The organism is Paucilactobacillus nenjiangensis (genome assembly GCF_005405445.1).
Lineage (GTDB): Bacteria > Bacillota > Bacilli > Lactobacillales > Lactobacillaceae > Paucilactobacillus > Paucilactobacillus nenjiangensis.
The window spans coordinates 1-25521 of the sequence record NZ_BJEB01000027.1 but is presented as its reverse complement, the minus strand read 5'-3'; the positions used below and the strand labels follow the sequence as shown (position 1 = coordinate 25521).

The following is a 25521-nucleotide window of genomic DNA, read 5'->3' as shown; positions in this document are numbered from 1 at the left end:
TTCCTTTCGTTAGATAGGGGTCAGGCTATCTTCTATTTTTGTACAATTTTACTTGATAATAGAAAATGGCACCAGTAGAAATTCACAAAGTGAATCTCTATCAGTACCAAATATTGTAGAACCAAAATCCATTCACTTGCTGTTGTGAATGGATTTTTTTGTTTATTTACATGTTAACGTTAATTTATTCTAAATTGGAATAAGATATTTTCACCTAAATAAATTTTCAGATACAATGGGGTTATTAATAATAATCGAGGACAGATAATGGATATTCAAAAGCTAAAAGCATTCGTCGAATTGACTGAGACCAATAGTTATACTGAAACAGCTGAACATTTATTTACTACACAAGCAACAATTTCGAAACAAATAATGTCGCTAGAAAAAGAATTGGGCATTAAATTATTTAGTCGTGAGCACCGAACGATTGAAATCACAGATGAAGGCGAATTAGTTTTAGAATATGCCAAACAAATTGTTGCGTTAAAAGATGAAATGTACGAAAAAATCAGTGAGCATAAACGGAACATTCACTTGATTTGGTTATTAAAACAATTCCATCTATTTCTAATTACCATGCTCTAGAATTAATTAGTGAATTTCATCAAGCACATCCAGAAATCACCTTACATTTATCTGAGGCAGAAAGCTATGAATTGATTCCGGCATTACAAAATGGTAGTGCAGATGCTGTGTTTATGCGCATTTTTGATATGGATGAATCTGAGTTTGAGGTGGCTAGTGGCGAAGAAGATAAATTTGTCGTGGTGGTACCAAAGCAACATCGGCTTGCTGGTCAAACTGCAGTTACAATGCAAGATCTGAAAGCAGAAAATTTTTTGATGTTGGGCAAAGAAACTAATCTATACGACCCAGTTATGAAGTTGATTAATCAAGCTGAATTTACACCTGAAGTGATTTATGAAGGGCGCCGAATTGATTTAGTTTTAGAGTTAGTTAACAAAGGCATGGGAATTTCGATTGTAATGGACAAAACTGTTAATCTGAAGGAATATCCACAAGTCGTCAAAATTCCACTAATACCTGAAGTTACTAGTCGCTTGGCTTTTGTACGTCGAAAAAATGACCATTCTGTAGCTAGTGAACAAATTGGACAGTTCTTTCAAACACATGCTAAATTTAATTAATTCCAAATTGGAATAGGGCAATTGCAACTCGTGCTAATATTTTAACCATACAAACAACTGAGCATTTTTCCAAAAAAAAAAGCCGTGATTTTATAATCGCGACTTATTTATTCAACTAATTATTCGCTAGCTGAGCTTGATGAATCTGAGCTGCTTGATGAGCTAGTAGAACTTGATGAAGTGGATGAACTTGTTGAGCTTGATGAAGATGATGATGTTAGATAATCATCAAGAATGCTCTTCAAGTCATTGTCCTTAATTGAAACATTACCCTTCTTCAAGACTTTTGAAACAACATTGTGTAACTTAGTGCTGTTGTTCATGTTTGAAGTGATAATTTGATCTTTCAACTTAGCACGATTTGATTTTTCAGTACCCTTGTTTGGATGCTTGATCATGTAGATAACTTCATAACCATCACTTGTTTTAACAGGTTCTGCACTGTATTCGCCAGTCTTCAATTGGAAGGCGGCCTTACGATATGCGCTTGCTAAAGTAGTGTCAGTGTTATCAAAGGCTGATAATTTACCACCAGTACTTGCAGTTGTTGTATCAGTTGATTTGCTCTTGGCAAGTTTCTTGAATGTTGACCATTTCTTATCTGACGAAGCTGAATTTAATTCATCAATGACAGATTGAGCGTCATCTTTACTTGATACTAAGATGTGAGCAGTTGTAACTTCTGGTTCAAACTTCTTCCATTGCTTGTCGATTTGAGCTTGAGTGATCTTGCTGTAATCTTTGACAGCTTCTTTAAGAAGTAAGTTAGAACGGATTTGTTCTTTCAAACTTGAAGCAGTCATACCACTTTGTGAAAGAACACTGCTAAATGATGAACCATATTGTGCTTTATAAGCATTATATTCTTTGGTAACTTCTGATTTTTTAACGTTATCGCCGTATTCTTTTTCAAGAACCTTGTTTAAAATCATTTGTTGGAGGACTTGTTTACCACTAGAAGTACTCTTCATGCTGCTGTAATAAGCACTTTCTGTAATTTTACCCCCGCTAGTAGTGGCAACAGCTTTGTTACCACAGGCAGCAAGCGGAATCATAATTACAAGTCCCGCTAAAATTGCAAGCCATTTTTTCATTTCGAAAACACATCCATTTCTTTTATATTGTAATACTAAAAAATCTCACCTAGATAATATACCACACTCACCAATTTATGTTTGGAATCCAGAGAAAAGTTTAAAGAAAATTCATAAGTTATTCATAATCTAAATGGATAAATTACCACTAAAAAAGTCGAACCAAGTCGACTTTGATAGGTTTATTTAAGGGTTCCAAATTTTTCCGTTTCTTTTTCGATTCTTGCTTGTGCTTCCGCAATCCGTTTCAAAGGAACTTCATTTTTATGATTGAAATCTTCCACGGATTGGTTGATGGAATCAATTGTTGGTTGGGCTTCTGCCATTTTGTCATTTAAATTGTGTAACGACTTAGAGAGGTTAGTAGAAGCTTTCACTAGTTGCTTGATATCGTTGACGAAACTTGTAAACGGTGCGAATATTTTTTTCATAGGCTTACTCCATATGATCAATGATTGACTGTTGAATCCTGGTGTAACTTTCATCATTATATTTTTTGGAATTATCTTGGAAAATTATCTTAAAGTTGTCATCCGTGTAGCGAGGTACTAAATGAAAATGTGAATGGAAGACGGATTGATAAGCGAGTTCACCGTTGTTATTCATCACGTTCATAGCCTTAATGTTGGGATTAGAAGCTTTGACTGCACGGGCAATCTTTGGAATCCGTGAAAAAACAGCACTTGCTAGGTCTTCATCATAGGCAAATAAATCGGGAACATGTTTTTTAGGAATCACTAACGTGTGTCCAGGGGTGCCTTGAGAAATATCAAGAAAAGCTTTCACCACGTCATCTTCATAGACCGTATAACTAGGAATTTCACCAGCTACAATTTTACAGAAAATACAATTTTCATCCATTATAAATCCTTCTTTCCATTGCTTGTTTGTGCTTAGTATACAAAATATTTCGACTATCTGCACCTTTTTCTGCATTTTGCTGATATGCTATAATGAACCCAAATTAGAAAATGAATAAATAGAGGATTTAACATGACCTTAAGAGTTGAAAATATTGTGGGAGGTTACTCCCAAGTTCCAGTTTTAAAAGATGTGAGTTTTGATGTGAATGATGGTGAATTAGTCGGATTAATCGGGTTGAATGGGGCTGGTAAATCGACTACTATTAATCATATTATTGGTTTATTAACGCCATTTAAAGGGCGGATTTCGATTGATGGCACGAGCATCATGGATGACGCTGAAAAATATAAAGCACAGATTGCTTATATTCCAGAAACACCAATTTTATATGACGAATTGACTTTAAAAGAACACTTAGAATTGACAATTACCGCCTATGGTCTAAACAGTGATGCCGCCTGGGCAAAGGCGAACCATTTACTAAATATTTTTCGACTAGACAATAAGTTAGAATGGTTCCCAGCCAATTTTTCCAAGGGGATGAAGCAAAAAGTCATGATTACCTGTGCTTTTATGACTGATGCCAAATTATTCATCGTCGACGAACCATTCTATGGCTTGGATCCAATTGCGGTCCATGATTTATTGTTGGAAATTGAAAAAGTTAAAGCAGCAGGGGCAGCCGTGTTGATGTCAACACACGTCTTAGATACTGCAGAAAAGTATTGTGATAAATTTGTGCTGCTTGCTGACGGTCAGGTCAAAGCCGATGGAACGTTAGACGAGTTGCGCGCACTTAGTCATGGTGAAAATCAAACACTAGATGATATCTATTTAGCATTAGCAAAGGAAAATGATAATGAGTAAATTATTTCAAACTCGATTACAAGCTCATTTTTCAATGCTATTTAAGTATTGGAAATTGGTGTTTAATGACCATTTTGTAATCGCGTTATTCTTCATGTTTGGGGCGTTAGCGTATGGCTACTCTCAAGCATTAGACAAAATTAAATCACCGGTCTGGTGGGGCAAACCATTAGCTTTAGTCGTATTATTACTGATTGTTCAACTCGGTCGATTAGCTACGTTGGTGGAAAAACCTGATCCAGTCTTTTTGCTACCACAAACAAAGAAAATTAATCGTTATTTGAATCATGCTCGTAACTACAGCCTGCTCATGGCTGAATTAATTACAATTACCTGTTTTGCGGTTTTATCACCATTTTTAGCTGTCGGAGTGGGCATGAATACCACTTCCATTATTTTGCTTGGAATCTCGATGATTGGTCTTAAATTAATTTGGATGAATTGGTCGGTGGTAGCTTTATTTGACCGAAAGTGGCAACGGAGTGCTTACGATTTCAATGCTAAATGGCTTGATCCAGCGTTGCTGATTGTCATTGGCTTGTATTTAAGCTCAGTGATGACAGTAGTAATTACTATTATCGTGGGTGCATCGTCATTTTACTTAATTTCAAATACGCAAAAAAGTAATGTACTCGATTGGCGTACTGCGGTTAATCAAGAAGCTACCCGAATGCAACGCATTTACCGATTCTTCAATATGTTTACCGACGTTCCATCAGTTCAAGGCACGATTCATCGTCGCCGGTACCTGGATTGGATTATAAAATTACTTGGTAATCAAAAAACTACCTATGGTTATTTATTTTCAAGAGGACTGGTCCGTGGGGCGGATATTAGTGGTCTAATTGCCAGATTGACGATTGTGGGGATGCTGATTGTCTTTTTCATTCCGCAAGGTTGGCTAAACGTCATCGTTTTTGGATTGTTTATTTACTTAGTGAGCGTTCAGTTGATTTCGTTATATGGACAATTTGATAATTCAGTCTTTGTTCACATCTATCCAGTCACCGAAACTGAAAAGCAAACAGAATTTAGATTGATTGCAACCAAGGTCTTGGTCGTAGTGACAGTCTGTCTGTTGGTCGGTAGTATCACCCAAAAACCAGATTGGATGATGATGGGAATTAAATTTGTGCTCGGAGTAGTTGAAGTTGGAGTACTTTCTACGGTATATTTAAAGGGTCGGATACAATCAAAAGCTTAAGCGAGGAAAACAATGAGAGTTAGAAACAAACCGTGGGCATTACCAATGATTGAAAAGAACCCACAATTAATCACCGCAGATGCAACTAATTTTGGTGGTCACTGGGATGAAAAGTTTGCGAAGAAACAACCAATTCATATTGAAGTGGGGATGGGGAAAGGCCAATTTATTATTGGTATGGCTAAAGCACACCCAGATATCAACTATATCGGTATTGATGTTCAAGTTTCTGTTGCCGCAGTTGCATTACGCGCTGCGTTGGAAGAAGAACAACAACTGACTAATTTATTTTTAGTTGCCGGGGATGGTGAAGACCTCACCGAATACTTCAATGATGGTGAAATTGATCAGTTATATTTAAATTTCTCTGATCCATGGCCCAAAACGCGTCATGAAAAACGACGCTTAACTTATAAAACGTTCTTGGATACGTACAAACGAATTCTACGCCCAGAAGGACGAATTGAATTTAAAACTGACAACCGTGGCTTGTTTGAATTTTCATTAACGAGTCTCAATAATTACGGTATGATTTTCGAAGGTGTTTGGTTAGATTTACATGACAGTGACGAAAACGAGGGTAATGTTGAGACTGAATATGAACAAAAGTTTAGTGCTAAAGGTCAACCAATCTACAAATTAGCTGCCCGTTTTCAGAAAAAATAAAAAGTCGATTTCAGCTGAAATCGGCTTTTTGTGTGCTTGGACTAAACTTAGTCTTTTTAAATGTAATTCAATAATTGAATTGATTAGTGTTGCGTTAATAATGGATCGAATAATAATCCTGAAGGATTTGCCAGCAGCGGTGAAATTATTGTTACTGGTTTACCAGTTATAATAAGAGTTATCTTTGAGACATTTTTGGATCAAAGTAATCTCCACCGCGTTCCCTGGCAATAAATCCGAAAGATTATGTTTCTATACTTGGTTCATTTTGAGTACAGTACCAGTGCCACTTTAACTAGTCGAATTGAGCCGTAGTTAAATCGACAACGGAAGTAAGTATCAAGTAGGAATTAATAAAGGAATGTGAGTACTAAACTCGGTTCATTTTAAGCACAGTACCAGTTTGGGCATCTGTTAAAAATTCGTAAGTGACAATGTCGTTGTCTTCATAACGAGAAATCCCGCCTTTATAGGCATAGGTCTCAAAAGCAAAGTTATGGAAATGAATAGGGGTACTTTCAATCCAGGAACCTTCAATAGGACCTTCTTTTTTAAATTGTTTTTTGATTTTACCAAGGATATCAGTCGCTGAGAGATTCTTATCAGCAATTTTTTTGCCTGCAATGTAACTAGTTGCAGCAAGGGCAGCGATGCCTAAATTTATTCCAAGTCGTTCAATTGGAGAAATTGATTTCGTCATAATAATTGCCTCGCTTTACTTTTATAGTTAGGATTTAAACCTCATTCGATTATGACTGATTTAAGAAAAAAATGCAAAAGTAGTGAATTTAAAAAATAATCTTGTATAATGATATCTTAGACAGTAATTAGAGGGGAGATTCATCATGGAAAAATTACCTAAAGTAGATAAAGAAAAACTCTTAACACAAATTGCAGATGGTAAATATATGTTATTCTTTAGTGCCGATTGGTGCCCAGACTGTAACTTTATTAAACCTCGCATGCCTGAAATTGAGGCAGAATACCCTGAATACAAGTTCTTGGCAGTTGATCGTGATGAAAATATCGACTTAGCAGTTGAATTAGATGTCTTTGGAATCCCTAGTTTCATTGCTTTCGAAGATGGCAAAGAACAAGGACGATTTGTTAACAAAGACCGTAAAACTAAAGAACAAGTTGAAGAATTTGTAAATGCTTTATAATATTTAAACAAATAAGTAAGTCAAAATGGCGGCTACCGTCATTTTTTTGTGAGAAAGGGAATAATAATGTTAATAGCAAGTTATAATCGGAAAGTTTTGGGAGATATTCTAGTCGTTGTGGTTGATCAAGACGGCGAGGAACAAGTGACTGAAGTCAAAAATAATGTGGCAATTATCAAAGATGTTGAAAATGACCGTGTATTAGGTTTTAATTTCTTGAATGTCAGCCAAATATTGGGTGAGATCGAAGTTAATGGTCAAGTATTTTTAACACAAGAACAAGTGGAAAAATTAAATCAAGTTTTGCGTGATAACGAGATTACTGCAGAACTTGAATTTGATGATAGTCCTAAGTTCGTTGTTGGCCACGTTGAATCTCTTGAAGAACATCCAAATTCTGATCACTTGCATATTACTAAAACCAGAGTTGATAACAATCAAGAAGTGCAGATTGTTTCAGGCTCACCTAATATTGCTAATGATATTAGAGTTGTAGTGGCTAAAGTTGGAGCAATGATGCCAAGTGGATTAATCATTTTCCCAGGCGAATTGCGCGGTGTGGCAAGCAATGGTATGATTTGTTCAGGTCGTGAGTTAGAAATTAAAAACGCACCACAGAAACCAGGTGCATTGATTTTACCAAATGACTTCCAAGAAGTGGGACAACCATTTGATTTTAAGTTGGGCGATCTACTATTTCAGTAGGCGCTTTTTTCTTGTAATGAGGTGAAATGAAGATGACAGACAAATATGATGGGCCATCTTTTTCAAGAGCTAATCATGAAAACAAAAATTCAGAAACTGGCTATGAAACAAAGTCGGGTGATTTTTTGAGCACTTATGTACCGCCCGTAATGAAAAAAGAAAAATTCAAAAACAAAACTAATTTTAGAATGCTCGAAAGACGTTTATACAAACGCCCAGAAGATTATTACATTGTGGTTGATGATGAATCAACTGATTCAAAAGTAACATCGGCACGTGAAGAATCGGCAACAAATGTTAAAGAAACCGTTAAACGTGATAACAAACAGGCCCTAGGACACTCATTAAGCGATATTCTAGAGACTGAGAACCAGGCTCAAAAAAAGTTAAAAATATTTAATCAGAATAATTAAAGTCTTTTGAAAGAGGGAACTCGGGATGGATAAGAACACAGTATATTACTTTGTAGGGATTAAAGGCTCAGGCATGAGCGCACTTGCATTGGTACTTCATGACAAAGGGTATCAAGTAGAAGGGTCAGATATTGATCAATATACTTTTACTCAACGTGGCTTGGAACAAGCCGGTATTAAAATTTATCCTTTTGATCCAAAAAATTTGCATGAAGGACAAACTGTGATTGCTGGGAACGCCTTTCCTGCAACACATCCTGAAATTTTACAAGCCAAAAGTTTAGGCTTAAAAACATATCGTTATCACGAATTTTTAGCTCAACTAATTGAAGGCTATACAAGTATTGGTGTCGCTGGTGCGCATGGTAAAACCAGCACATCTGGTCTATTAGCACATGTCTTAAGTGGTGTTGCACCAACGAGTTATTTGGTTGGAGACGGTAGTGGTAAAGGCCGTCCTGACGCACGCTTCTTCGTGTTTGAAGCTGATGAATATCGTCGCCATTTTGCCGAATATCGTCCAGATTATGCTATTATGACGAACGTCGATTTTGATCATCCCGATTATTATAGTGGTATTGAAGACGTCTTTGATGCATTCGAAGGCTTTGCTGGTCATGTTAAAAAAGGAATCTTTGCATGGGGTGAGGATGAACATTTACGTAAATTAAAAGTTGATGTACCTGTTTATTATTACGGTACTGAAGAAAATGATGACATCCGTGCGACTAATATCAAACGCTCAACTAACGGTTCAACCTTTGATGTGTACTACCGTGATGAATTCTTAGGTAATTTTGCAATTTCATTATTCGGTCAACACAATATTTTGAACAGTTTGGCCGTGATTGGTGTTGCTCATTTTGAAGATATTGATTTAGATGAAATTAAGGAAGAATTGCTTTCATTCCAAGGGGTTAAACGTCGCTTTAGTGAACGTGATGTTGCGGATATGGTGATCATTGATGACTATGCCCATCATCCATCTGAAATTCAAGCAACATTGGATGCAGCCCGTCAAAAATATCCAGACAAAGAAATTGTGGCAGTTTTCCAACCACATACGTATACCCGAACATTGGCATTGTTAGATGATTTTGCGGCCAGCTTGAATTTAGCTGATAAAGTTTACTTAACTGATATTTTTGGCTCCGTTCGCGAAGACGCTGGTAAAGTCTCTAGTGCTGATTTAGGTGCAAAAATTACCAAAGGTGGAGAAATCCTCAAATTGGATAATATGTCACCATTATTAGACTTCCATAATGACGTAGTGGTCTTTATGGGGGCAGGCGATGTGCAAAAGTATGAACGTGCTTATGAAGAATTACTCAGCAATATTACACCTAAAAATAATTAATCATTAAGAAAATATTAAGATGAGATTTTCACGTAAATAGTGAGTCTCATTTTTTTATTTGACCAATGTTGATGTATAAGCCTGTAGTGAGATTGTTAGCTTTTTGATTATGGATTAATTCGGAATAAATTACTTGATTAAAACCGTGGCGTTAGCTAAGATGTTCATTACAGAAGAAAAAATAATTTGTAATTTTAAAGGAGAAGTGAGATAGATGAACAACCCTAACGGTGATTATTCTGATTCAAGGCGGGTGGTAAATGCCGACGCCGGATTAAATCGATTTATGACGAAAATGTACGGACACATGGCACTGTCAGTCTTGGTTTCAGCAGTGACTGCCTTTATCTGTTCGTTCTACACCAGTAGCATTACCACATATTTAGCACAACATGGTGCGATGATGTGGTTGCTATTCTTGGTTCCAGTTGGACTTTCAATGGGAATTAGCTTTAAGGCAACGCGCAATTATGCAGCTAGCTTTACGATGCTGATGGCAATGGCGATAATTTACGGATTTATATTCTCGATTATCAGTCTGGCATATACTAGTGCCAACATCGCTGCAGCCTTCTTATCAGCTTCGGCAGTCTTTATCTCAATGACGGCTTATGGTGCTGTTACAAAACGGGACTTAACCAAATTTGGAACACATGCGCGTGCCGCATTGATTGCATTAATTATCGCTAGTGTGATTAACTTGTTCCTACAAAGTCCAGCAATCACTTATATCTTTTCGTACATTGCAGTTATCATCTTTACCGTTTTAACTGCTTACGATACACAAAATATGAAACGGATGTATCTACAATATGGGTCACAAGTTTCAGTTGGTGGGTTAGCCGTGATGGGTGCCTTACAACTATACTTAGACTTCATTAACATCTTTATCAGCTTGCTCCAAATCTTTGGAATGGGCGGCAGTCGCGACTAATAATTAGATTTCAAACAAAAAAGCAGCCAGATGACTGCTTTTTTTGTTACAATTGATAGTAGATTAAGTTAAAGTCGGGAGAAAATAATGTCAAAAAAAGTATTACTAATTGATGGAAATAGCGTCGCCTTTCGCGCATTTTTTGCGCTGTTTCAACAGGTGGATAAATTTGTAAATCAAGATGGTCTCCATACCGGAGCGATTTTTGGGTTCAATAAAATGTTAGATATTGTGTTAGATGAGGTTAAACCTGACTATGCGCTGGTTGCTTTTGATGCTGGGAAAACTACCTTTAGAACTGAAATGTTTTCAGATTATAAGGGTGGCCGTTCAAAGACACCATCAGAACTGTCTGAACAAATGCCGTACATTAAGAAGTTAGTTCAAGCCCATGGGATTGCGACATATGAACTGCCTAACTACGAAGCCGACGACATTATTGGTACTTTAGCTAAAGAGGCTGGTACCACCGGCTTTTCAACTACGATTGTTACCGGTGATCGTGATTTAACGCAATTGTCGACTGACAATGTGACGGTCTCGGTCACTAAAAAGGGTGTGACTGAGGTTGAAAATTACGATCCAGCTCACGTGATGGAAAAATATGAACTTACACCTGGCCAAATTATCGACATGAAGGGCTTGATGGGCGATACTTCAGATAACTATCCTGGAGTAACTAAAGTCGGTGAAAAGACCGCTATCAAGCTCTTGAAACAATATGGCACTATTGAGGGTATCTATGACCATATTGATGAATTTAAAGCCAGCAAGATGAAAGAACATTTGATTGATGATAAGGATTTAGCTTATCAAGCAAAAAAATTGGCCACAATCAATCAAGATGCACCCTTGGAAATTAAGTTAGCCGATATTGAATTTAAGGGAATTCAAACAGAAGATTTAATCCAACTGTATCAGCAATTAAATTTTAAATCATACCTAGCCAAATTAGATGGCGAACAAACGACGCTCGATTTAGATCCTGAAATTAGTGCGATTGAGTTCACGGTCTTAACTCAGGACAATTTAAGTGAAGTGGCACAATTTGATGATGAAATCACGTTGTACGTAGAGATGCCAGACAGTAATTATCATACCTCTGACTTTGCTGGCTTTGTCATCGGCAATCAAGGCAAGTGGTATGTCAGTCGTGACATCGAGCTACTACAATCTACAGCATTAAAAGCTATTTTAGAAAGTACCACAATTAAAAAGAACGTCTTTAACGCCAAGGCGATGACCGTTGGGCTCAATCGCTTGAATATTCAGCTCAATAATCCAGATTTTGATTTATTGTTGGCCTCATATCTTTTAGATACGAATGATAACAGTGATGACCTTGGACAAGTTGCACATGAACATGGTTTCATGGATGTACAATCCGATGAAGAAGTGTATGGCAAAGGGGCGAAGTTTGCGATTCCTGGTGATACAGAATTGTTTGAACATTTAGCTCGCAAAGCTCATGCCATTGATTCGTTACATGAAAAACTGTTTGCTGAATTGGAAACGAATGAACAAACAGCCCTTTACCGGACAATTGAGTTACCACTTTCTGATGTCTTAGCGAAAATGGAAATTCGTGGTATTCATGTGAATGCCGATACGTTGCAATCGATGGGAAGTAAGTTAATCGAGCGACTCAGTGAAATGGAACAATTGATATATCAAGAAGCCGGTGAAGAATTCAATATTAATTCACCCAAGCAACTGGGTGAAATCCTATTTGAAAAAATGGGCTTACCAGTGGTCAAGAAAACTAAGACTGGTTATTCAACGGCCGTTGATGTCTTAGAAAAGCTCCGTCCAGATGCACCAATTGTGGACAATGTCCTGCAGTATCGTCAAATTTCGAAGTTACAATCGACCTATATTGAAGGCTTACTCAAGGTGATTCATTCAACAGATCAAAAAGTCCACACTCGTTATTTGCAAACCTTAACTCAAACCGGTCGGTTATCATCAGTTGATCCTAATTTGCAAAATATTCCAATTCGTTTGGAAGAAGGCCGCAAAATTCGGCAAGCATTTGAACCAAGTCATGAAGGTTGGGAGATTTTCTCATCCGATTATTCGCAAATTGAATTGCGTGTCTTGGCACATATTACTGGCGATAAGAATCTCCAAGAAGCGTTCATCCAGGATGAAGATATTCATGCCAGTACTGCCCGTCGAATTTTCAAATTAGGTCCTGATGTTGAAATTGATCGTAACTTACGTCGGCAAGCAAAAGCCGTCAATTTTGGTATTGTGTATGGTATCAGTGATTTCGGTCTGGCACAAAATATCGGAATTACTCGTAAGCAAGCTAAAGCGTTTATCGATACGTACTTTGAAGAATTCCCTGGGGTAAAGCAATACATTGACGATATCGTTGAACTGGCCCACAAGCAAGGCTATGTTGAAACATTGACCAACCGTCGTCGTTATCTACCAGACATCCATGCGAAAAACTTTAACTTACGTTCATTTGCTGAACGGACTGCCATGAATACACCAATTCAAGGGAGTGCTGCGGATATTATCAAAATCGCAATGATTAAGATGGAAGACGCATTAAAGGATACTGGCTTACAAGCTAAGATGCTGCTACAAATACATGATGAACTAGTATTTGAAGCTCCAGCAGAAGAAATTGCTACATTAGAAAAATTAGTACCAAGCGTCATGGACTCTGCAGTCTCATTGGATGTGCCTTTGAAAGTTGAAAGTGCCCATGGCAAAACTTGGTATGAAGCTAAATAAATTCGTTCACTTTGGGAGAGAAGAATATGCCTGAATTACCAGAAGTTGAAACTGTTCGTCGTGGTTTAATCAAAATTGCCAAAGGTCGTAAGATTATTGGTATCGACGTACACTACCCACAAACAATCACTAATGATGTTGAAATGTTTAAAGAAGCTTTAATTGGCCAAACAATTGAAGATATTAACCGCCGTGGAAAATATTTACTGTTTCGTTTCAGTAATCAATTAACTATGATTTCGCATTTACGGATGGAAGGAAAGTATTTCGGGATCCCGGAAGGCGAAGTACCTCGCAAACATACACATGTTGTTTTCCATCTAGATGACAACACGCAGTTATGCTATAACGATACGCGTAAATTTGGTCGGATGACGTTAGTCGAAACAGGCGAAGAATTAAGCTATGCCGGGTTGAAAACGATTGGGCCTGAACCGACAGACAAAGATTTTACGCTTGAGTATTTTAAAGACATTGTACACAAAGGACGTCGAGAGATTAAACCATTTTTGCTAGATCAAAAAGGCGTTGCTGGATTGGGTAACATTTACGTTGACGAAGTTTTATGGATGAGTCAAATTCATCCGGAAGAACATGCCAATAATTTAACTGACCAACAGATTACTCGCCTCCGCGAAAACATCATCGATGAAATTGCGATTGCCACTGAGCATCATGGTACTACGGTGCACTCGTATACCAATGCGTTTGGTCATGCGGGTGATTTTCAAAATGAGTTACATGCATACGGTCGCGTTGGCGAACCTTGCGAACGCTGTGGAACCAAGTTAGTGAAGATTAAAGTGGCGCAACGTGGGACGACTTTTTGTCCTCATTGCCAACAATTGAGTGAGGAATAAGCATGACGACTATGGTCCTGGGATTGACAGGTAGTATTGCCACCGGTAAATCGACTGTCAGTGCATTTTTTCGAGAATTAAATATTCCAGTGATAGATGCTGATTTGGTTGCCCGTGAGGTGACTGAACCGCATTCTTTAGGCTTACAGCGGATTGCAGCTTACTTTGGCGAGAAAGTTTTAAATCCTGATGGGACAATGAATCGCGGGTATCTTGGCCAACGTGTTTTTGGCAATCCAGCGGAGCTAAAGGTGCTAACCAACATCACAGCGCCATTAATTCGGGTCGCCATTATTGATGAATTAGCTGCCTATAAGGTCAAACAAATTCCCTTAGTGGTGTTAGACATGCCGCTATTATATGAACAACATTACGAGACAGTTGTCGATCAGGTGATGGTCGTTTGTACGACTGAAGAACAACAATTAAATCGCTTGATGCAACGCAACGGATTAACACAAGTTGCCGCTCAACAGCGCATTGATTCGCAAATATCAATTGCTAAAAAAATTAAGTTAGCTGATGTGGTGATTGATAATACTGGGGATGTTGCCGAAACAAAGCGTCAAGTGGTAAAATGGCTTGAAGAACAATCGTTTAGAAATGAGGAGTGACGAACATGCATTGTCCCAATTGCGGCAATAATAATTCGCGCGTGGTTGATAGTCGACCAACCGAAGATGGCAGCATCAGACGCCGTCGAGAATGCGAAAACTGTAATTACAGATTTACGACTTTTGAACGCATCGAAGAAACTCCGATATTAGTCGTCAAAAAAAATGGCGACCGAGAAGAATTTAACAGTAAAAAAGTTCTCGCCGGGGTAGTTCGGTCTGCAGAAAAACGGCCTGTGACCATGGAAAGTATGACCTCCTTAGTCAGTCGCGTAGAGACAAGTGTTCGCGGCTTAGGTGAAAATGAAGTGTCCAGTACTGCCATTGGTGAATTCGTGATGAATGAACTGAAAGACTTAGATGAAATTGCCTATATTCGCTTTGCCAGTGTTTATCGGCAGTTTAGAGATATGGATGATTTTATGTCCGAATTAAAGAAAGTTATGAAAGACTAAAATTAGATTGGAGGAGCCGTCGTGGTCAATCAAATTCAAAGAATTAAGCCACATACTGGTTTCGTCGTTTCGTTAGCAGCTGATTTTAGTGCTTTTTCTGAACAAAATTTTACCAATCTCTATCAACCAATTATTGGTGCAAATGCGTTTGCACTTTTTTTTGCGTTACAAACAAATGTTGAGGCGCACCCAATGCTTTCAAAGCGAGTGGGCCATACTAAATTATTAAATCGATTAAACTTTGATATTGATCAATTAACCGAAGCACGTGCCAGGTTGGAATCTGCTGGTATGTTAAAAACGTTCGAAACTACTGATTCTCTTGGTGAGGCAGTGGTGTATGAATTGCAGCCCACGTTGACGGTCCATCAATTTAATAATGATGATTTATTGAGTGTGTTACTGTTGGAAGCAATTGGGGATGCAGATTATACCGCTTTGATCAATCAAGCAACTCAATATCAATTGAATACGCGTGATTTAAAACAAACCACTCAAAGCTTTTTTGGCTCATATCATGTCGCGCAAAGTGAAGTTGAACAAGTACCGGATGTCATTCAAGAGAGTCGGCAAAAGTTTGTGATTTCTGATAATGCACAGCCTCAAATTGCCGATAGTAAATTTGATTTTCAATTATTACTTAATTTAGTTGATCAACAACCAATTCGAATTGATGGTGTTGAAAAGCATCAACAATTGATTATGACCGAACACGTAATGTATGGGATTGATGAAATGACGATGGCTAGAATGGTGGGCCAGTCGATTAACTTAAATACTAATGAGTTAGATGAAAACAAATTTAAACGTAATATTGTACAAGCTTTTACGATGGTGCAACCAGTTCAAACGATGGAACCTGAACAACAAGAAGTACCTGTGACTAAAGCGGATGCTAATCAGTTAACGCCGAAAGATCAACAGTTACTCAAGGTTGTTGAGGCCTATACGCCTAATGAGTTCTTAACAGACTTATTAAAAGAAAAAGGTGGTTACATTTCCAATAACCAGCGGGCTAATTTAACCGCGCTGATTAATCGAAACTTATTTCCATCGACCGTCGTTAACCTGTTAATCTATTATTTATTGGTCGAAATGGACCAAACAACGTTAACGCAGGCCTTGATGGATACGGTGGCGAATGGTTGGGCACAAGCTAAAGTGCGCACGCCAATCCAAGCCTTTGATCAAATTAAAACTTATCAAAAGAAACGGCAAACTCGCAAGCAACCAGCTCGCAAGGGTCAAGTTAAAGAAACTTTACCTGATTGGGCCAAGGAAGATTATCAACCCAAGAAAAAAGAAACTTCAGCGGAAGAATTGGCAGCCATCCAAGCGCAAATGGAGCGCCTAAATAAAAGTAAGAAGGGGTAGCGATGCAAAGTCTTAGTGATGCAATTAAAGAAATTATGAATGAGGACGATTTTGATCCAAAATATCGAGCATTGATGCAAGAAGTGTATCAAGATGAAGATGTTCGTAGTTTTATTAAAGCCAACGAGGATAAACTTTCGAAAGAAACGTTGGTCCGTGGTGAGGCGAAACTATATGAATTTTATACGCAGAAAAAAAATCCAGAGTCATCGTTTGCCCCGGGCTACGAGCCAGCACTTGTGATGAGCGGTAAGTGGATTGATGTGACCTATCAACCGTCACAAAAGTTAACCGCCAAAAGAAACTCGCAATATCGTAGCAAGTTAGTGCATTCAATTAGCATGCCTAAGTTTGTCCAATCAGCAAGCTTTGAAAGCTTTGATATCAACGATGCACAACGCGCTGAATCCATTCGTGAAGCCTTGGATTTCATTGAAGGTTATACTTCTGATTCTGATCAATATCAACCTGGGTTGTACTTATACGGCAACTTTGGGGTCGGCAAAACCTACTTACTGGGAGCCATCGCCAATGAACTTGCAACACACGGGGTGGCCAGTACCATGGTTCATTTCCCAAGCTTAGCGGTTGAAATTAAAAATTCAATTAATGATAAAACCATTGATACCGGTAAAATGGTCGACACCATTAAAAAATCACCAATCTTAATGATTGATGATATTGGTGCTGACGCGATGTCGTCATGGATTCGCGATGATATTTTAGGGGTTATCTTGGAATATCGGATGCAGGCGGAATTGCCTACGTTCTTCAGTTCTAATTTTTCGATGAAGAAATTAGAAGACGAGCATCTCGCTGTGAATCAACGCGGGGACATCGAACAATTAAAAGCCAAACGGATTATGGAACGAATTAGATTCTTAGCTAAAGAAGTAACCTTGACCGGCGAAAATCGACGGACAAGAGCTTAAAAATGCATCAAATTGCCTGATTCCTGTCATACTTGATTCAAAGAATCTATATATTGTTGGATTAATTCACTATTATGGTTTGATTAATCACAAAGCTAGCAGGGGATGATTGTTTGTGGTAAACTAATACCATTGGTTTAATATCTATCGATTTAGCGAATTCATCGAATAATGTTGACATGACCTAGTTAGATTTGTTATGATGTTAAAGTTGAAAGATAAAGCAGAAGCACCCGCTTCTCGCCTTGGTAATGTTAATTGCCGGGCTTACGAGTTTTAATAAGCAGTTAATGATAGTTAACTGTGTCGCGGGGTGCATGTGCACGCCGCTTTTTTGTTTCATCTTTCGCTAAAAAAATTGGAGGTGTGTTGCCATAGCTCAAGATATGATGGTCAATGACGGAATTCGCGCTCGCGAAGTACGACTCGTTGATGACGAAGGTAATCAATTAGGTGTTAAGTCTAAGTCAGAAGCGTTAAAAATGGCTGAAGATGCTGATTTGGATCTTGTCTTAGTTTCACCTAAGGCAAAGCCACCCGTTGCTCGGATTATGGATTACGGTAAATACCGTTTTGAATTACAGAAGAAGCAACGTGAGGCTCGTAAGAAACAAAAAATTGTCTCAGTTAAAGAAGTCCGTTTAAGCCCAACAATCGATACGAATGACTTCAACACTAAACTCACCAATGCCCGTAAGTTCTTGGGTAAGGGTGATAAAGTGCGAGTATCAATTCGTTTTAAAGGTCGTGCCATTACTCATAAAGAGATTGGTCGTGACGTTTTAAATAAGATGGCTGAAGCAACTAAGGATATTGCGACTATTGAACAACATCCAAAGATGGAAGGTCGCAGCATGTTCTTAACATTAGCTCCGGCTACCGATAAAAAATAGAAAGTAGGAATTTTGTAATGCCAAAAATGAAGACTAATCGCGCTGCTGCAAAGCGATTCAAGAAAACTGCAAATGGTGGACTAAAGAGTGCCAATGCTTATACAAGTCACCGTTTCCATGGTAAGACAAAGAAACAACGTCGCCAATTACGTGGACTTAGCATGATGGATAGCACAAACGTAAAACGTTACAAGAAAATGCTTAATCTATAAAATAAATAAGATAGTAGGAGGACACCACAATGCGAGTTAAAGGTGGAACAGTTACACGCGCACGTCGCAAACGTATTATTAAATTAGCCAAGGGATATCGTGGTTCAAAACACCGTCTCTTTAAGACTGCTAAAGATCAAGTGATGAAGTCATATCTTTATTCATTCCGTGATCGTAAGCAAAACAAACGCAATTATCGTCAACTTTGGATTGCACGTATTAATGCTGGTGCACGTATCAATGGTATTAGCTACAGCAAATTAATGCACGGTTTGAAGTTAGCAGATATTAACATCAACCGTAAGATGTTAGCTGAATTGGCTGTTAACGATGCTGCTGGATTTACAGCAATTGTTGATGCTGCTAAAGCTGCAAGCAAATAATTATTTCAAAAGACTGACGCAAAACTAGATTTTGTTCAGTCTTTTATTTTGTTTAAAATATTGACTAAGCAATATTTCGACAAAACGTTGTAATTGCATGTATTGACGGATAATCGTATAATAAATTGAACTATATAAGTGGAGCTTACAAATTATGATGAAAGCATTTAAACCAACTTGGATGGTTAATACAATCTATTCAATTTCTCCATCACAATTGAAGAGTCATGGTATTCGAGCAGTGTTTACTGATCTCGACAATACTTTGATTGCTTGGAATAATCCTGATGGGACGCCGGAATTAAAGGCGTGGATGCAAAGTTTAAAAGATGCAAACATTCCATTGCTAGTGGTTTCAAATAACAGCCATAATCGCATTGAACGGGCCGTGGCAAAGTTAGAATTACCATTTATTTCACGTGCACTAAAACCCTTAGCTACGGGTATTAATCGTGCAATGAAAAAGCTTGAATTAAAACCGCATGAGGTTGTGATGGTTGGCGATCAACTTTTAACAGATATTGCGGCTTCTAACCAAGCCGGTGTATATAGTATTTTGGTTAAACCACTCATTGATTCTGATCAATGGAACACCCAAATTAATCGTTTCTTTGAAAAATACGTAATGAAACAGATGCTAAAAGAAAATCCAACATTAAGTTGGCAGGAGAGTTTGAATGACTGAAGCTTTAACAGAAATAGAAGATGAAGAGTTAAGATGTATTGGATGTGGTGCCTTAATCCAATCTGATGACCCAGCTGGAATTGGTTATACCCCAGAATCAGCAATCAAAAAAGGACTCGAAACTGACGAATTATATTGTCAGCGTTGTTTCCGCTTGCGCCACTATAATGAAATTGCACCAGTTTCTTTAACTGATGATGATTTCTTGCGCTTATTGAACCAAATTCGTGATGCGGATGCGTTAATCGTTTACGTGATTGATATTTTTGATTTCAATGGTAGCTTGATTCCAGGATTACACCGGTTTGTTGGTGACAATCCAATTTTGCTCGTTGGAAATAAAGAAGATATTTTACCTCGTTCATTGAAACGTACGAAGTTAATGGATTGGATGCGTCAGCAAGCCAACCTCAGTGGTCTACGCCCAATCGATGTGGCCATGGTATCTGCTAAAAAGAACAATCAAGTGAGTGACTTACTCGAAAAAATCAATAAGTATCGTGAAAACCGCGATGTATATGTTGTTGGAGTAACTAACGTTGGCAAGTCAACTTTGATTAACCAAATTATCAAAAGCACGACCGGCGTGAAAGAATTAATCACGACTTCACGTTTCCCAGGCACAACGTTAGATAAAATTCAAATCCCATTAGATGATGGGCATGAGTTAGTCGATACTCCCGGTATTATTCATGCAGAACAAATGGCTCACGTGCTGTCTGCTCAGGCATTAAAGTTGGTGGCTCCTCAAAAGGAAATTAAACCACGGACCTTCCAGCTAAATGATCAACAGACTATTTTCTTGGGTGGGGTTGCCCGGTTTGATTACGTCAAGGGACCACGGTCTGGTGTGGTAGCTTATTTTGATAATAATCTTAATTTACATCGTACCAAGTTAGAAAATGCAGATGCCTTTTATGAAAAGCATATGGGTGGATTGTTAACTCCACCAACTGCTGATGATAAAGACGATTTCCCAGAATTAGAACGACATGAATTCCATATTGACCAAAAGAGTGATTTAGTAATTGAAGGACTTGGATGGGTAACTGTTCCAGCTGGCACAACTGTGGCCGGCTGGGCACCAGTTGGTGTTTCAGTACTCGTTCGTAAAGCAATGATTTAAGGATGAAGGTATATAAATGCAATTAAGAGGTAAACAAAAGCGTTTCTTACGCGCAACGGCGCATGATTTAAGACCAATGTTTAGTGTTGGTAAAAATGGTCTGACCGAAACTTGGTTGGATCAATTGAGCGGAGCGCTTGATAAACGAGAATTAATTAAGGTTAGTATCTTACAAAATTCTGATGCAACCGTCGACGAAACCAAAGAATTTATTGAAAGTAATACCGATATTCAAGTGGTTCAAACAATTGGTCGCGTGATGGTATTATTCAAAGTATCTGCAGATAAGGATCTTCGTAAAATTTCTGAAGAGGTTGCTGCAATTTAAGAGGAGTGTTAAGTTTGCAGAGTAATTTAGCTTATCAAACCACCACTGAGGTCGAATTAGACCAACAAATCAATCCAGAACGGAAACGCATTGGGTTATATGGTGGAACGTTTAATCCAATTCATACCAGCCATTTAATTGTGGCTGATCAAGTCTACACGGCGTTAGGTTTGGACGAAGTCTGGTTTATTCCAGATGAAGTGCCACCTCATGTTGATAGTAAGACAGCAATTAACGCCGATTTACGCGTGGAAATGGTTGAAGCTGCCATTGCGGATAATCCCCATTTTCGCGTTGAATTAGCGGAGGTTGAACGTGGTGGCGTGAGTTATACGTATGACACAATTACCTTTTTAAAAGAAAAGTACCCGATTTATGACTTTTACTTTATTGTTGGAGCGGACATGGTGGCAGATTTGCCAACTTGGCATCGGATTGATGAACTTGCCAAGTTAGTCACGTTTGTTGGTGTGCAACGCCCTGGCTTTATTGTAGATAGTAAATACTCGGTCTTGTGGGTGGATTCACCTTTATTAGATATTAGTTCAACGGATATTCGCAACCGAGTGAAAAGTGGGTTATCGATTAGATACTTGGTACCTGCGGCAGTTGAAACCATAATAAAGGAGCACCATTTATATGAGTAGTTCATTGTCATATGAACATAAGATTATTAATTATAGTCGTGAAGAGTTAATTGAACTCGTCAAAGCAGCGGTGTCAGAGTCTCGCTTTGAACATATTTTACGGGTTGAAAAAATGGCCTTAAAGTTAGCCGAAATAAATCATTTTGACTTAGAAAAAACGAGTATTGCGGCATTAACCCATGATTACGCCAAGCAACGACCTGATCAAGATTTTATTGAGGAGATTCACGCCAAGCAATTGGATCCAGAACTATTGTCGGCTAACAATGCCATTTGGCATGGGGTAGTTGGCGCTGAATTAATTAAAGATGAATTAGGTATTTGGGATGAAGATATCTTAAATGCAGTTCGGCACCATACAACTGGTAATCCAGAAATGTCGACGCTGGAACAAATCATCTTTATGGCTGATTATATTGAAGAAGGTCGCACGTTTGATGGGGTTGATAAAGCCCGCGCGTTAACTTTTAATAATTTACGCGATGGTGTGCAATATCAAATTAAACGCACAATCCAATATTTAATTGAACGAAATAAGAATGTTTATCCCAGTGCGATTGATACATACAATGCCTGGGTCGCAAAGTGAAAGGAATTTAAATGAATACAAAAGATATTTTAGAAATTGCTGTGAAAGCAGCTGATAGCAAACGTGCTGAAGATATCGTTGCCTTGGATGTCCAGGGTGTCAGCTTTATGGCCGACTACTTCTTGATCACCAATGCTAACTCAAAGCGTCAAGTGCAAGCCATTGCGGATGCAATCGTTGAAGATGCTCGTAAAGCGGGTATTGAAGTCAAACGGGTTGAAGGTAAGCAAACTGGTAACTGGGTCCTTGTTGACTTAGGTGATGTTGTGGCTCACGTCTTCCAAAAGGATCAACGTGAGTACTACAACCTAGAAAAATTATGGTCAGATGCACCAATCGTCAACGTGAATGACTGGGTTGAGGCTTAGTTATGATTTACTCGACGTTTGCTCAATTTTATGATGAATTATTTGATGAACAAATGTATCTTGATTGGGCAAAGTTCGTGCAAAAGAACGTCGCTCAAGATGATAAAATTTTGGATTTAGCTGGTGGCGCTGGCCGATTGGCGGTCTTGTTAGCGAAGAAAAATTATGACGTAACCGTCACGGATTTATCTGAAGAAATGTTGAGTCTGGCAGACCAACATATCGAAGATGCTAAAGTGCAGGTACCCTTGATTCAAGCTAATATGCTCGATTTAGATGGTTTTGATCAATTTGATGTAATTACTTGTTTTGCCGATTCACTGTGTTATTTAAAAGACATTACTGAGTTGGAGCAAGTATTCCACCAAGCGATTAGCCATTTAAATGAAGGTGGTAAGTTCATTTTTGATGTGATTTCACCGTATCAAACGGATGAAGTGTATCCTGGCTACATGTATAACTTTGAAAATGAAGACTCCTCACGTTTTTTCATGTGGGCGAGTTTTGAAAATGAGGACCAGCCACACTCAGTCATTCATGATTTATCATTCTTTAATGAGAATGAGGATGGTAGTTATCAACGCGTAAGTGAAATGCATCATGAGCGGACTTATGAAATGGATGAGTACTTAGATGCCCTTGACCGCGCAGGGTTCAAACAGATTACGGTGAGTGCTGACTTTGGTCAACATGAAGTAGATGATCAGACGACGAGATGGTTCTTTATTTGCGAAAAGTAGGAGAATCTCATGAAAGCAGTGGGCTTAGTAACTGAATATAATCCGTTTCATAACGGCCACTTACATCATTTAAACATGGCGAAACAAGTCAGTGGTGCTGATGTAGTGGTTGCGGTGATGAGTGGTAACTTCACGCAACGTGGTGAAGCTGCGATTCTGGATAAATGGACCCGGGCAAACGAGGCCTTGGTTAGTGGTGTAGATTTGGTGATTGAATTGCCGATTTTTTATGCAGTGCAGCCGGCCCATTTATTTGCCCAAGGGGCGTTAACTTTGTTAAATCAGTTGCAGATTTCGGAGCTAGTTTTTGGTTCTGAACACCCAGAAATTGATTTTAACCAATTAGTGCAGGCAGAAGAACAATTCGATAGTGAAGAGTTTAGCCAGTATAACGGCACCTATGCGACCCGCTTTAACCAACAGTTAAAGCAACAAACGGGGATTGAGTTGACGGAACCGAATGACATTTTGGCGTATTGCTATCATAAAGCAGTGCAGCAAATGAATTCGTCCATCAAACTGACGGCCATTGAACGGGTTTCAAATTCATACCATGATCAACGAATTAGTTCGCAGATTGCTAGCGCCAGTGCGATTCGGCATGCCGTGTTTAATCAGTTAGATTATCGGGAAAGCGTGCCGGAGCAAACGGCGATTGATTTGTTTCAAAGTAAAGCAGTCGTCGATTGGAATATGTGTTATCCATACTTGAGATACTTGATTAATCAAGCATCGATTGACTTTCTCCAGGGTATTTACCAAATGTCTGAAGGCCTGGAGCACAAATTTAAAGAAATCGCTGAAAATGCTGCTACTTTTGATGAGTTTATGAGTCAGATTAAATCTAAGCGTTACACTTATTCTCGTCTATCTCGCTTATGTTTATACACTTTGCTGCAAATCACCGATACTGAGATGAAACAGGCCGCTCAGCTGCCATATTTGCGGGTGTTAGGCTTCAACGAGCGTGGGCAGGAATATCTTCACTCTGTGAAAAAGGATTTAACTATCCCGTTAGTTACTAAAGTGGATCGAGATTTGAAACAAGGGGCGTTGAATTTAGATTATCGTGCTGGTAAATTCATTGAACAAATGACTGGAGCAGCACAAGATCTAAAGAAAAGCCCGATAATTATGAAATAGTTGTGCTGTCAAGCAAATTACATTGACATTCAATTTTGTCGCTAGTATAATGTAATTTGTTGCGTTAGGAGGGTCTACTGATGAAATGGTCATTAAACGAACTACAACGATACAAAAATGAACCACTCCATGTGAAAGAACAGTTAGACCTGAATGAGATGCTAACTGAACGATTCCCAGATCAAGTTCTGGCCGTTGCACCAGTCATGGTCGATGGTTATGTTTCGTTTAAAGATGGAGATGTGATGTTAACGTTGAAGGTTAAAACAACCTTGACGGTCCCATCTAGTCGTTCATTAAAGCCGGTTCAGCTACCAACTGAAGTAGAAATCACTGAATTTTATTTGAGTGATGCTGCACATTTGGAGAATTATGAAGCTGATGAAGCGGCACTCGTGTTGGATGAAGATCAAAAAATTGATCTTGACGAGGCAGTAGGAGAAAATCTGTTACTAGCAATTCCATTACGTGTTTTGGCCGAAGATGAATCTGAAGACGGGGATGATATGCCAACCGGTACTGGTTGGGAAGTTGTTTCTGAAGAAGAATACATCGATAAAGGGTCGAAATCTAACACTGTTGATCCACGTCTCGCTAAATTAAAAGAATTACTTCCTGATCAGGATAACGAAAATGATTAGCAGACAAACACATTAATGTGGATAAATTTTATTAAGGAGGTGGCAAGAAATGGCAGTTCCAGCAAGAAAGACATCAAAGACTAAGAAGGCAATGCGTCGCGGACACATTAAACTTTCAGTTCCTGGTTTGGCACCATGTCCAAACTGTGGAGAATTACGTAAGTCACACGTTGTTTGCCCAAGTTGTGGTTTTTACGACGGTAAGCAAGTTATCAACGTTAAGTAATTCAAATTTTTAAATCGCATTATCAAAAGAAACATTCAAGGTGCCGGACCTGAATGTTTCTTTTTTTGGGTCTTCGTCAACTGGTATTGGTGACCCAGATATTGGAACATCCTTCGGGATGTTCTTTTATTTTACAATC

At 38.5% G+C, this 25521-nt stretch carries 33 protein-coding genes and 1 other annotated feature; of the genes, 29 read left to right on the top strand and 4 right to left on the bottom strand.

Annotated features, from left to right (window positions below; translation table 11 throughout):
* Positions 1 to 267 precede the first annotated feature (267 nt).
* Positions 268 to 588, top strand: a complete 321-nt coding sequence (locus tag FFM59_RS05405; protein ID WP_137602033.1) for a LysR family transcriptional regulator — start codon at positions 268 to 270, stop codon at positions 586 to 588.
* A complete protein-coding gene (locus tag FFM59_RS05400) occupies positions 543 to 1151 on the top strand; it encodes a LysR family transcriptional regulator substrate-binding protein (protein ID WP_137602032.1) in 609 nt (202 codons plus the stop codon). Before FFM59_RS05405 ends, FFM59_RS05400 begins: the two co-directional genes overlap by 46 nt.
* A 119-nt stretch (positions 1152 to 1270) precedes the next feature.
* On the opposite strand, the gene FFM59_RS05395 is transcribed toward FFM59_RS05400, so the two are convergent.
* The 3 genes from FFM59_RS05395 to FFM59_RS05385 form a co-directional block, all read right to left on the bottom strand.
* Complete coding sequence (locus FFM59_RS05395; RefSeq protein ID WP_137602031.1) at positions 1271 to 2245, bottom strand: peptidylprolyl isomerase; 975 nt, start codon at positions 2243 to 2245, stop codon at positions 1271 to 1273.
* Positions 2246 to 2427: 182 nt separating this feature from the next.
* Positions 2428 to 2676 (bottom strand): hypothetical protein, encoded by a 249-nt coding sequence (locus FFM59_RS05390; protein ID WP_137602030.1) that lies wholly within the window; start codon positions 2674 to 2676, stop codon positions 2428 to 2430.
* Between the two features lie 4 nt (positions 2677 to 2680).
* Positions 2681 to 3106 carry an HIT family protein gene (locus FFM59_RS05385; protein WP_137602029.1) on the bottom strand — a complete coding sequence of 142 codons (426 nt, stop codon included), beginning with the start codon at positions 3104 to 3106 and terminating at the stop codon, positions 2681 to 2683.
* A gap of 132 nt (positions 3107 to 3238) precedes the next feature.
* Between FFM59_RS05385 and FFM59_RS05380 the strand changes: the two genes are divergently transcribed.
* The 3 genes from FFM59_RS05380 to trmB are packed head-to-tail and all read left to right on the top strand — an operon-like array spanning position 3239 to position 5846.
* On the top strand, positions 3239 to 3976 hold the full coding sequence (locus FFM59_RS05380) for an ABC transporter ATP-binding protein (protein WP_137602028.1): 738 nt from the start codon (positions 3239 to 3241) through the stop codon (positions 3974 to 3976).
* The gene (locus FFM59_RS05375) at positions 3969 to 5180 is read left to right on the top strand and encodes an ABC transporter permease (protein ID WP_170175943.1); all 1212 of its coding nucleotides are present in this window, start codon (positions 3969 to 3971) and stop codon (positions 5178 to 5180) included. Before FFM59_RS05380 ends, FFM59_RS05375 begins: the two co-directional genes overlap by 8 nt.
* Before the next feature lie 12 nt (positions 5181 to 5192).
* Positions 5193 to 5846, top strand: a complete 654-nt coding sequence (gene trmB / locus FFM59_RS05370) for a tRNA (guanosine(46)-N7)-methyltransferase TrmB (protein ID WP_137602026.1) — start codon at positions 5193 to 5195, stop codon at positions 5844 to 5846.
* A gap of 370 nt (positions 5847 to 6216) precedes the next feature.
* On the opposite strand, the gene FFM59_RS05365 is transcribed toward trmB, so the two are convergent.
* The gene (locus FFM59_RS05365; protein ID WP_137602025.1) at positions 6217 to 6546 is read right to left on the bottom strand and encodes a PepSY domain-containing protein; all 330 of its coding nucleotides are present in this window, start codon (positions 6544 to 6546) and stop codon (positions 6217 to 6219) included.
* Positions 6547 to 6691: 145 nt separating this feature from the next.
* Between FFM59_RS05365 and FFM59_RS05360 the strand changes: the two genes are divergently transcribed.
* From FFM59_RS05360 to rpmF, 24 genes are all read left to right on the top strand, one after another.
* Complete coding sequence (locus FFM59_RS05360) at positions 6692 to 7009, top strand: thioredoxin family protein (RefSeq protein ID WP_137602024.1); 318 nt, start codon at positions 6692 to 6694, stop codon at positions 7007 to 7009.
* 66 nt (positions 7010 to 7075) lie between these two features.
* Positions 7076 to 7714 carry a YtpR family tRNA-binding protein gene (gene ytpR, locus FFM59_RS05355; protein ID WP_137602023.1) on the top strand — a complete coding sequence of 213 codons (639 nt, stop codon included), beginning with the start codon at positions 7076 to 7078 and terminating at the stop codon, positions 7712 to 7714.
* A 32-nt stretch (positions 7715 to 7746) separates the two neighbouring features.
* Positions 7747 to 8127 carry a hypothetical protein gene (locus FFM59_RS05350; protein ID WP_137602022.1) on the top strand — a complete coding sequence of 127 codons (381 nt, stop codon included), beginning with the start codon at positions 7747 to 7749 and terminating at the stop codon, positions 8125 to 8127.
* Positions 8128 to 8152: 25 nt separating this feature from the next.
* Positions 8153 to 9484: a UDP-N-acetylmuramate--L-alanine ligase gene (gene murC / locus FFM59_RS05345; RefSeq protein ID WP_137602021.1), complete on the top strand. Its 1332-nt coding sequence runs from the start codon at positions 8153 to 8155 to the stop codon at positions 9482 to 9484.
* A 214-nt stretch (positions 9485 to 9698) separates the two neighbouring features.
* Positions 9699 to 10418: a Bax inhibitor-1/YccA family protein gene (locus tag FFM59_RS05340; RefSeq protein ID WP_137602020.1), complete on the top strand. Its 720-nt coding sequence runs from the start codon at positions 9699 to 9701 to the stop codon at positions 10416 to 10418.
* Between the two features lie 87 nt (positions 10419 to 10505).
* The gene (polA, locus tag FFM59_RS05335) at positions 10506 to 13166 is read left to right on the top strand and encodes a DNA polymerase I (protein WP_137602019.1); all 2661 of its coding nucleotides are present in this window, start codon (positions 10506 to 10508) and stop codon (positions 13164 to 13166) included.
* Between the two features lie 26 nt (positions 13167 to 13192).
* Positions 13193 to 14026, top strand: a complete 834-nt coding sequence (gene mutM / locus FFM59_RS05330) for a DNA-formamidopyrimidine glycosylase (protein WP_137602018.1) — start codon at positions 13193 to 13195, stop codon at positions 14024 to 14026.
* 2 nt (positions 14027 to 14028) lie between these two features.
* Positions 14029 to 14640: a dephospho-CoA kinase gene (gene coaE / locus FFM59_RS05325; RefSeq protein WP_137602017.1), complete on the top strand. Its 612-nt coding sequence runs from the start codon at positions 14029 to 14031 to the stop codon at positions 14638 to 14640.
* A 5-nt stretch (positions 14641 to 14645) separates the two neighbouring features.
* Entirely contained in the window at positions 14646 to 15095 is a 450-nt protein-coding gene (gene nrdR, locus FFM59_RS05320) for a transcriptional regulator NrdR (RefSeq protein ID WP_137602016.1), read from the top strand.
* Positions 15096 to 15116: 21 nt separating this feature from the next.
* On the top strand, positions 15117 to 16469 hold the full coding sequence (locus tag FFM59_RS05315) for a DnaD domain protein (protein WP_137602015.1): 1353 nt from the start codon (positions 15117 to 15119) through the stop codon (positions 16467 to 16469).
* A 2-nt stretch (positions 16470 to 16471) separates the two neighbouring features.
* Positions 16472 to 17401 carry a primosomal protein DnaI gene (gene dnaI / locus FFM59_RS05310; protein WP_137602014.1) on the top strand — a complete coding sequence of 310 codons (930 nt, stop codon included), beginning with the start codon at positions 16472 to 16474 and terminating at the stop codon, positions 17399 to 17401.
* Positions 17402 to 17616: 215 nt separating this feature from the next.
* Positions 17617 to 17743 (top strand) — a sequence feature (ribosomal protein L20 leader region).
* 47 nt (positions 17744 to 17790) lie between these two features.
* Complete coding sequence (infC, locus tag FFM59_RS05305; protein WP_137602034.1) at positions 17791 to 18294, top strand: translation initiation factor IF-3; 504 nt, start codon at positions 17791 to 17793, stop codon at positions 18292 to 18294.
* 17 nt (positions 18295 to 18311) lie between these two features.
* Positions 18312 to 18506: a 50S ribosomal protein L35 gene (gene rpmI / locus FFM59_RS05300; protein WP_137602013.1), complete on the top strand. Its 195-nt coding sequence runs from the start codon at positions 18312 to 18314 to the stop codon at positions 18504 to 18506.
* 29 nt (positions 18507 to 18535) lie between these two features.
* A complete protein-coding gene (rplT, locus tag FFM59_RS05295; RefSeq protein ID WP_137602012.1) occupies positions 18536 to 18889 on the top strand; it encodes a 50S ribosomal protein L20 in 354 nt (117 codons plus the stop codon).
* A gap of 154 nt (positions 18890 to 19043) precedes the next feature.
* The gene (locus FFM59_RS05290; RefSeq protein ID WP_137602011.1) at positions 19044 to 19574 is read left to right on the top strand and encodes a YqeG family HAD IIIA-type phosphatase; all 531 of its coding nucleotides are present in this window, start codon (positions 19044 to 19046) and stop codon (positions 19572 to 19574) included.
* Positions 19567 to 20700, top strand: coding sequence for a ribosome biogenesis GTPase YqeH (gene yqeH / locus FFM59_RS05285; RefSeq protein ID WP_137602010.1), 1134 nt, complete (start codon positions 19567 to 19569; stop codon positions 20698 to 20700). The genes FFM59_RS05290 and yqeH overlap by 8 nt, the downstream gene beginning before the upstream one ends.
* Before the next feature lie 16 nt (positions 20701 to 20716).
* Positions 20717 to 21028, top strand: coding sequence for a ribosome assembly RNA-binding protein YhbY (yhbY, locus tag FFM59_RS05280; RefSeq protein WP_137602009.1), 312 nt, complete (start codon positions 20717 to 20719; stop codon positions 21026 to 21028).
* Between the two features lie 5 nt (positions 21029 to 21033).
* A complete protein-coding gene (locus FFM59_RS05275; protein WP_371858080.1) occupies positions 21034 to 21675 on the top strand; it encodes a nicotinate-nucleotide adenylyltransferase in 642 nt (213 codons plus the stop codon).
* Entirely contained in the window at positions 21668 to 22264 is a 597-nt protein-coding gene (gene yqeK, locus FFM59_RS05270; RefSeq protein WP_137602007.1) for a bis(5'-nucleosyl)-tetraphosphatase (symmetrical) YqeK, read from the top strand. Before FFM59_RS05275 ends, yqeK begins: the two co-directional genes overlap by 8 nt.
* A gap of 11 nt (positions 22265 to 22275) precedes the next feature.
* Complete coding sequence (rsfS, locus tag FFM59_RS05265; RefSeq protein WP_137602006.1) at positions 22276 to 22632, top strand: ribosome silencing factor; 357 nt, start codon at positions 22276 to 22278, stop codon at positions 22630 to 22632.
* A gap of 2 nt (positions 22633 to 22634) precedes the next feature.
* On the top strand, positions 22635 to 23372 hold the full coding sequence (locus tag FFM59_RS05260; RefSeq protein ID WP_137602005.1) for a class I SAM-dependent DNA methyltransferase: 738 nt from the start codon (positions 22635 to 22637) through the stop codon (positions 23370 to 23372).
* A gap of 9 nt (positions 23373 to 23381) precedes the next feature.
* The gene (locus FFM59_RS05255) at positions 23382 to 24515 is read left to right on the top strand and encodes a nucleotidyltransferase (RefSeq protein ID WP_137602004.1); all 1134 of its coding nucleotides are present in this window, start codon (positions 23382 to 23384) and stop codon (positions 24513 to 24515) included.
* A gap of 80 nt (positions 24516 to 24595) precedes the next feature.
* Positions 24596 to 25156 (top strand): YceD family protein, encoded by a 561-nt coding sequence (locus FFM59_RS05250; RefSeq protein WP_137602003.1) that lies wholly within the window; start codon positions 24596 to 24598, stop codon positions 25154 to 25156.
* 49 nt (positions 25157 to 25205) lie between these two features.
* Positions 25206 to 25382: a 50S ribosomal protein L32 gene (gene rpmF / locus FFM59_RS05245; protein WP_137602002.1), complete on the top strand. Its 177-nt coding sequence runs from the start codon at positions 25206 to 25208 to the stop codon at positions 25380 to 25382.
* The last annotated feature ends 139 nt before the right edge of the window (positions 25383 to 25521 follow it).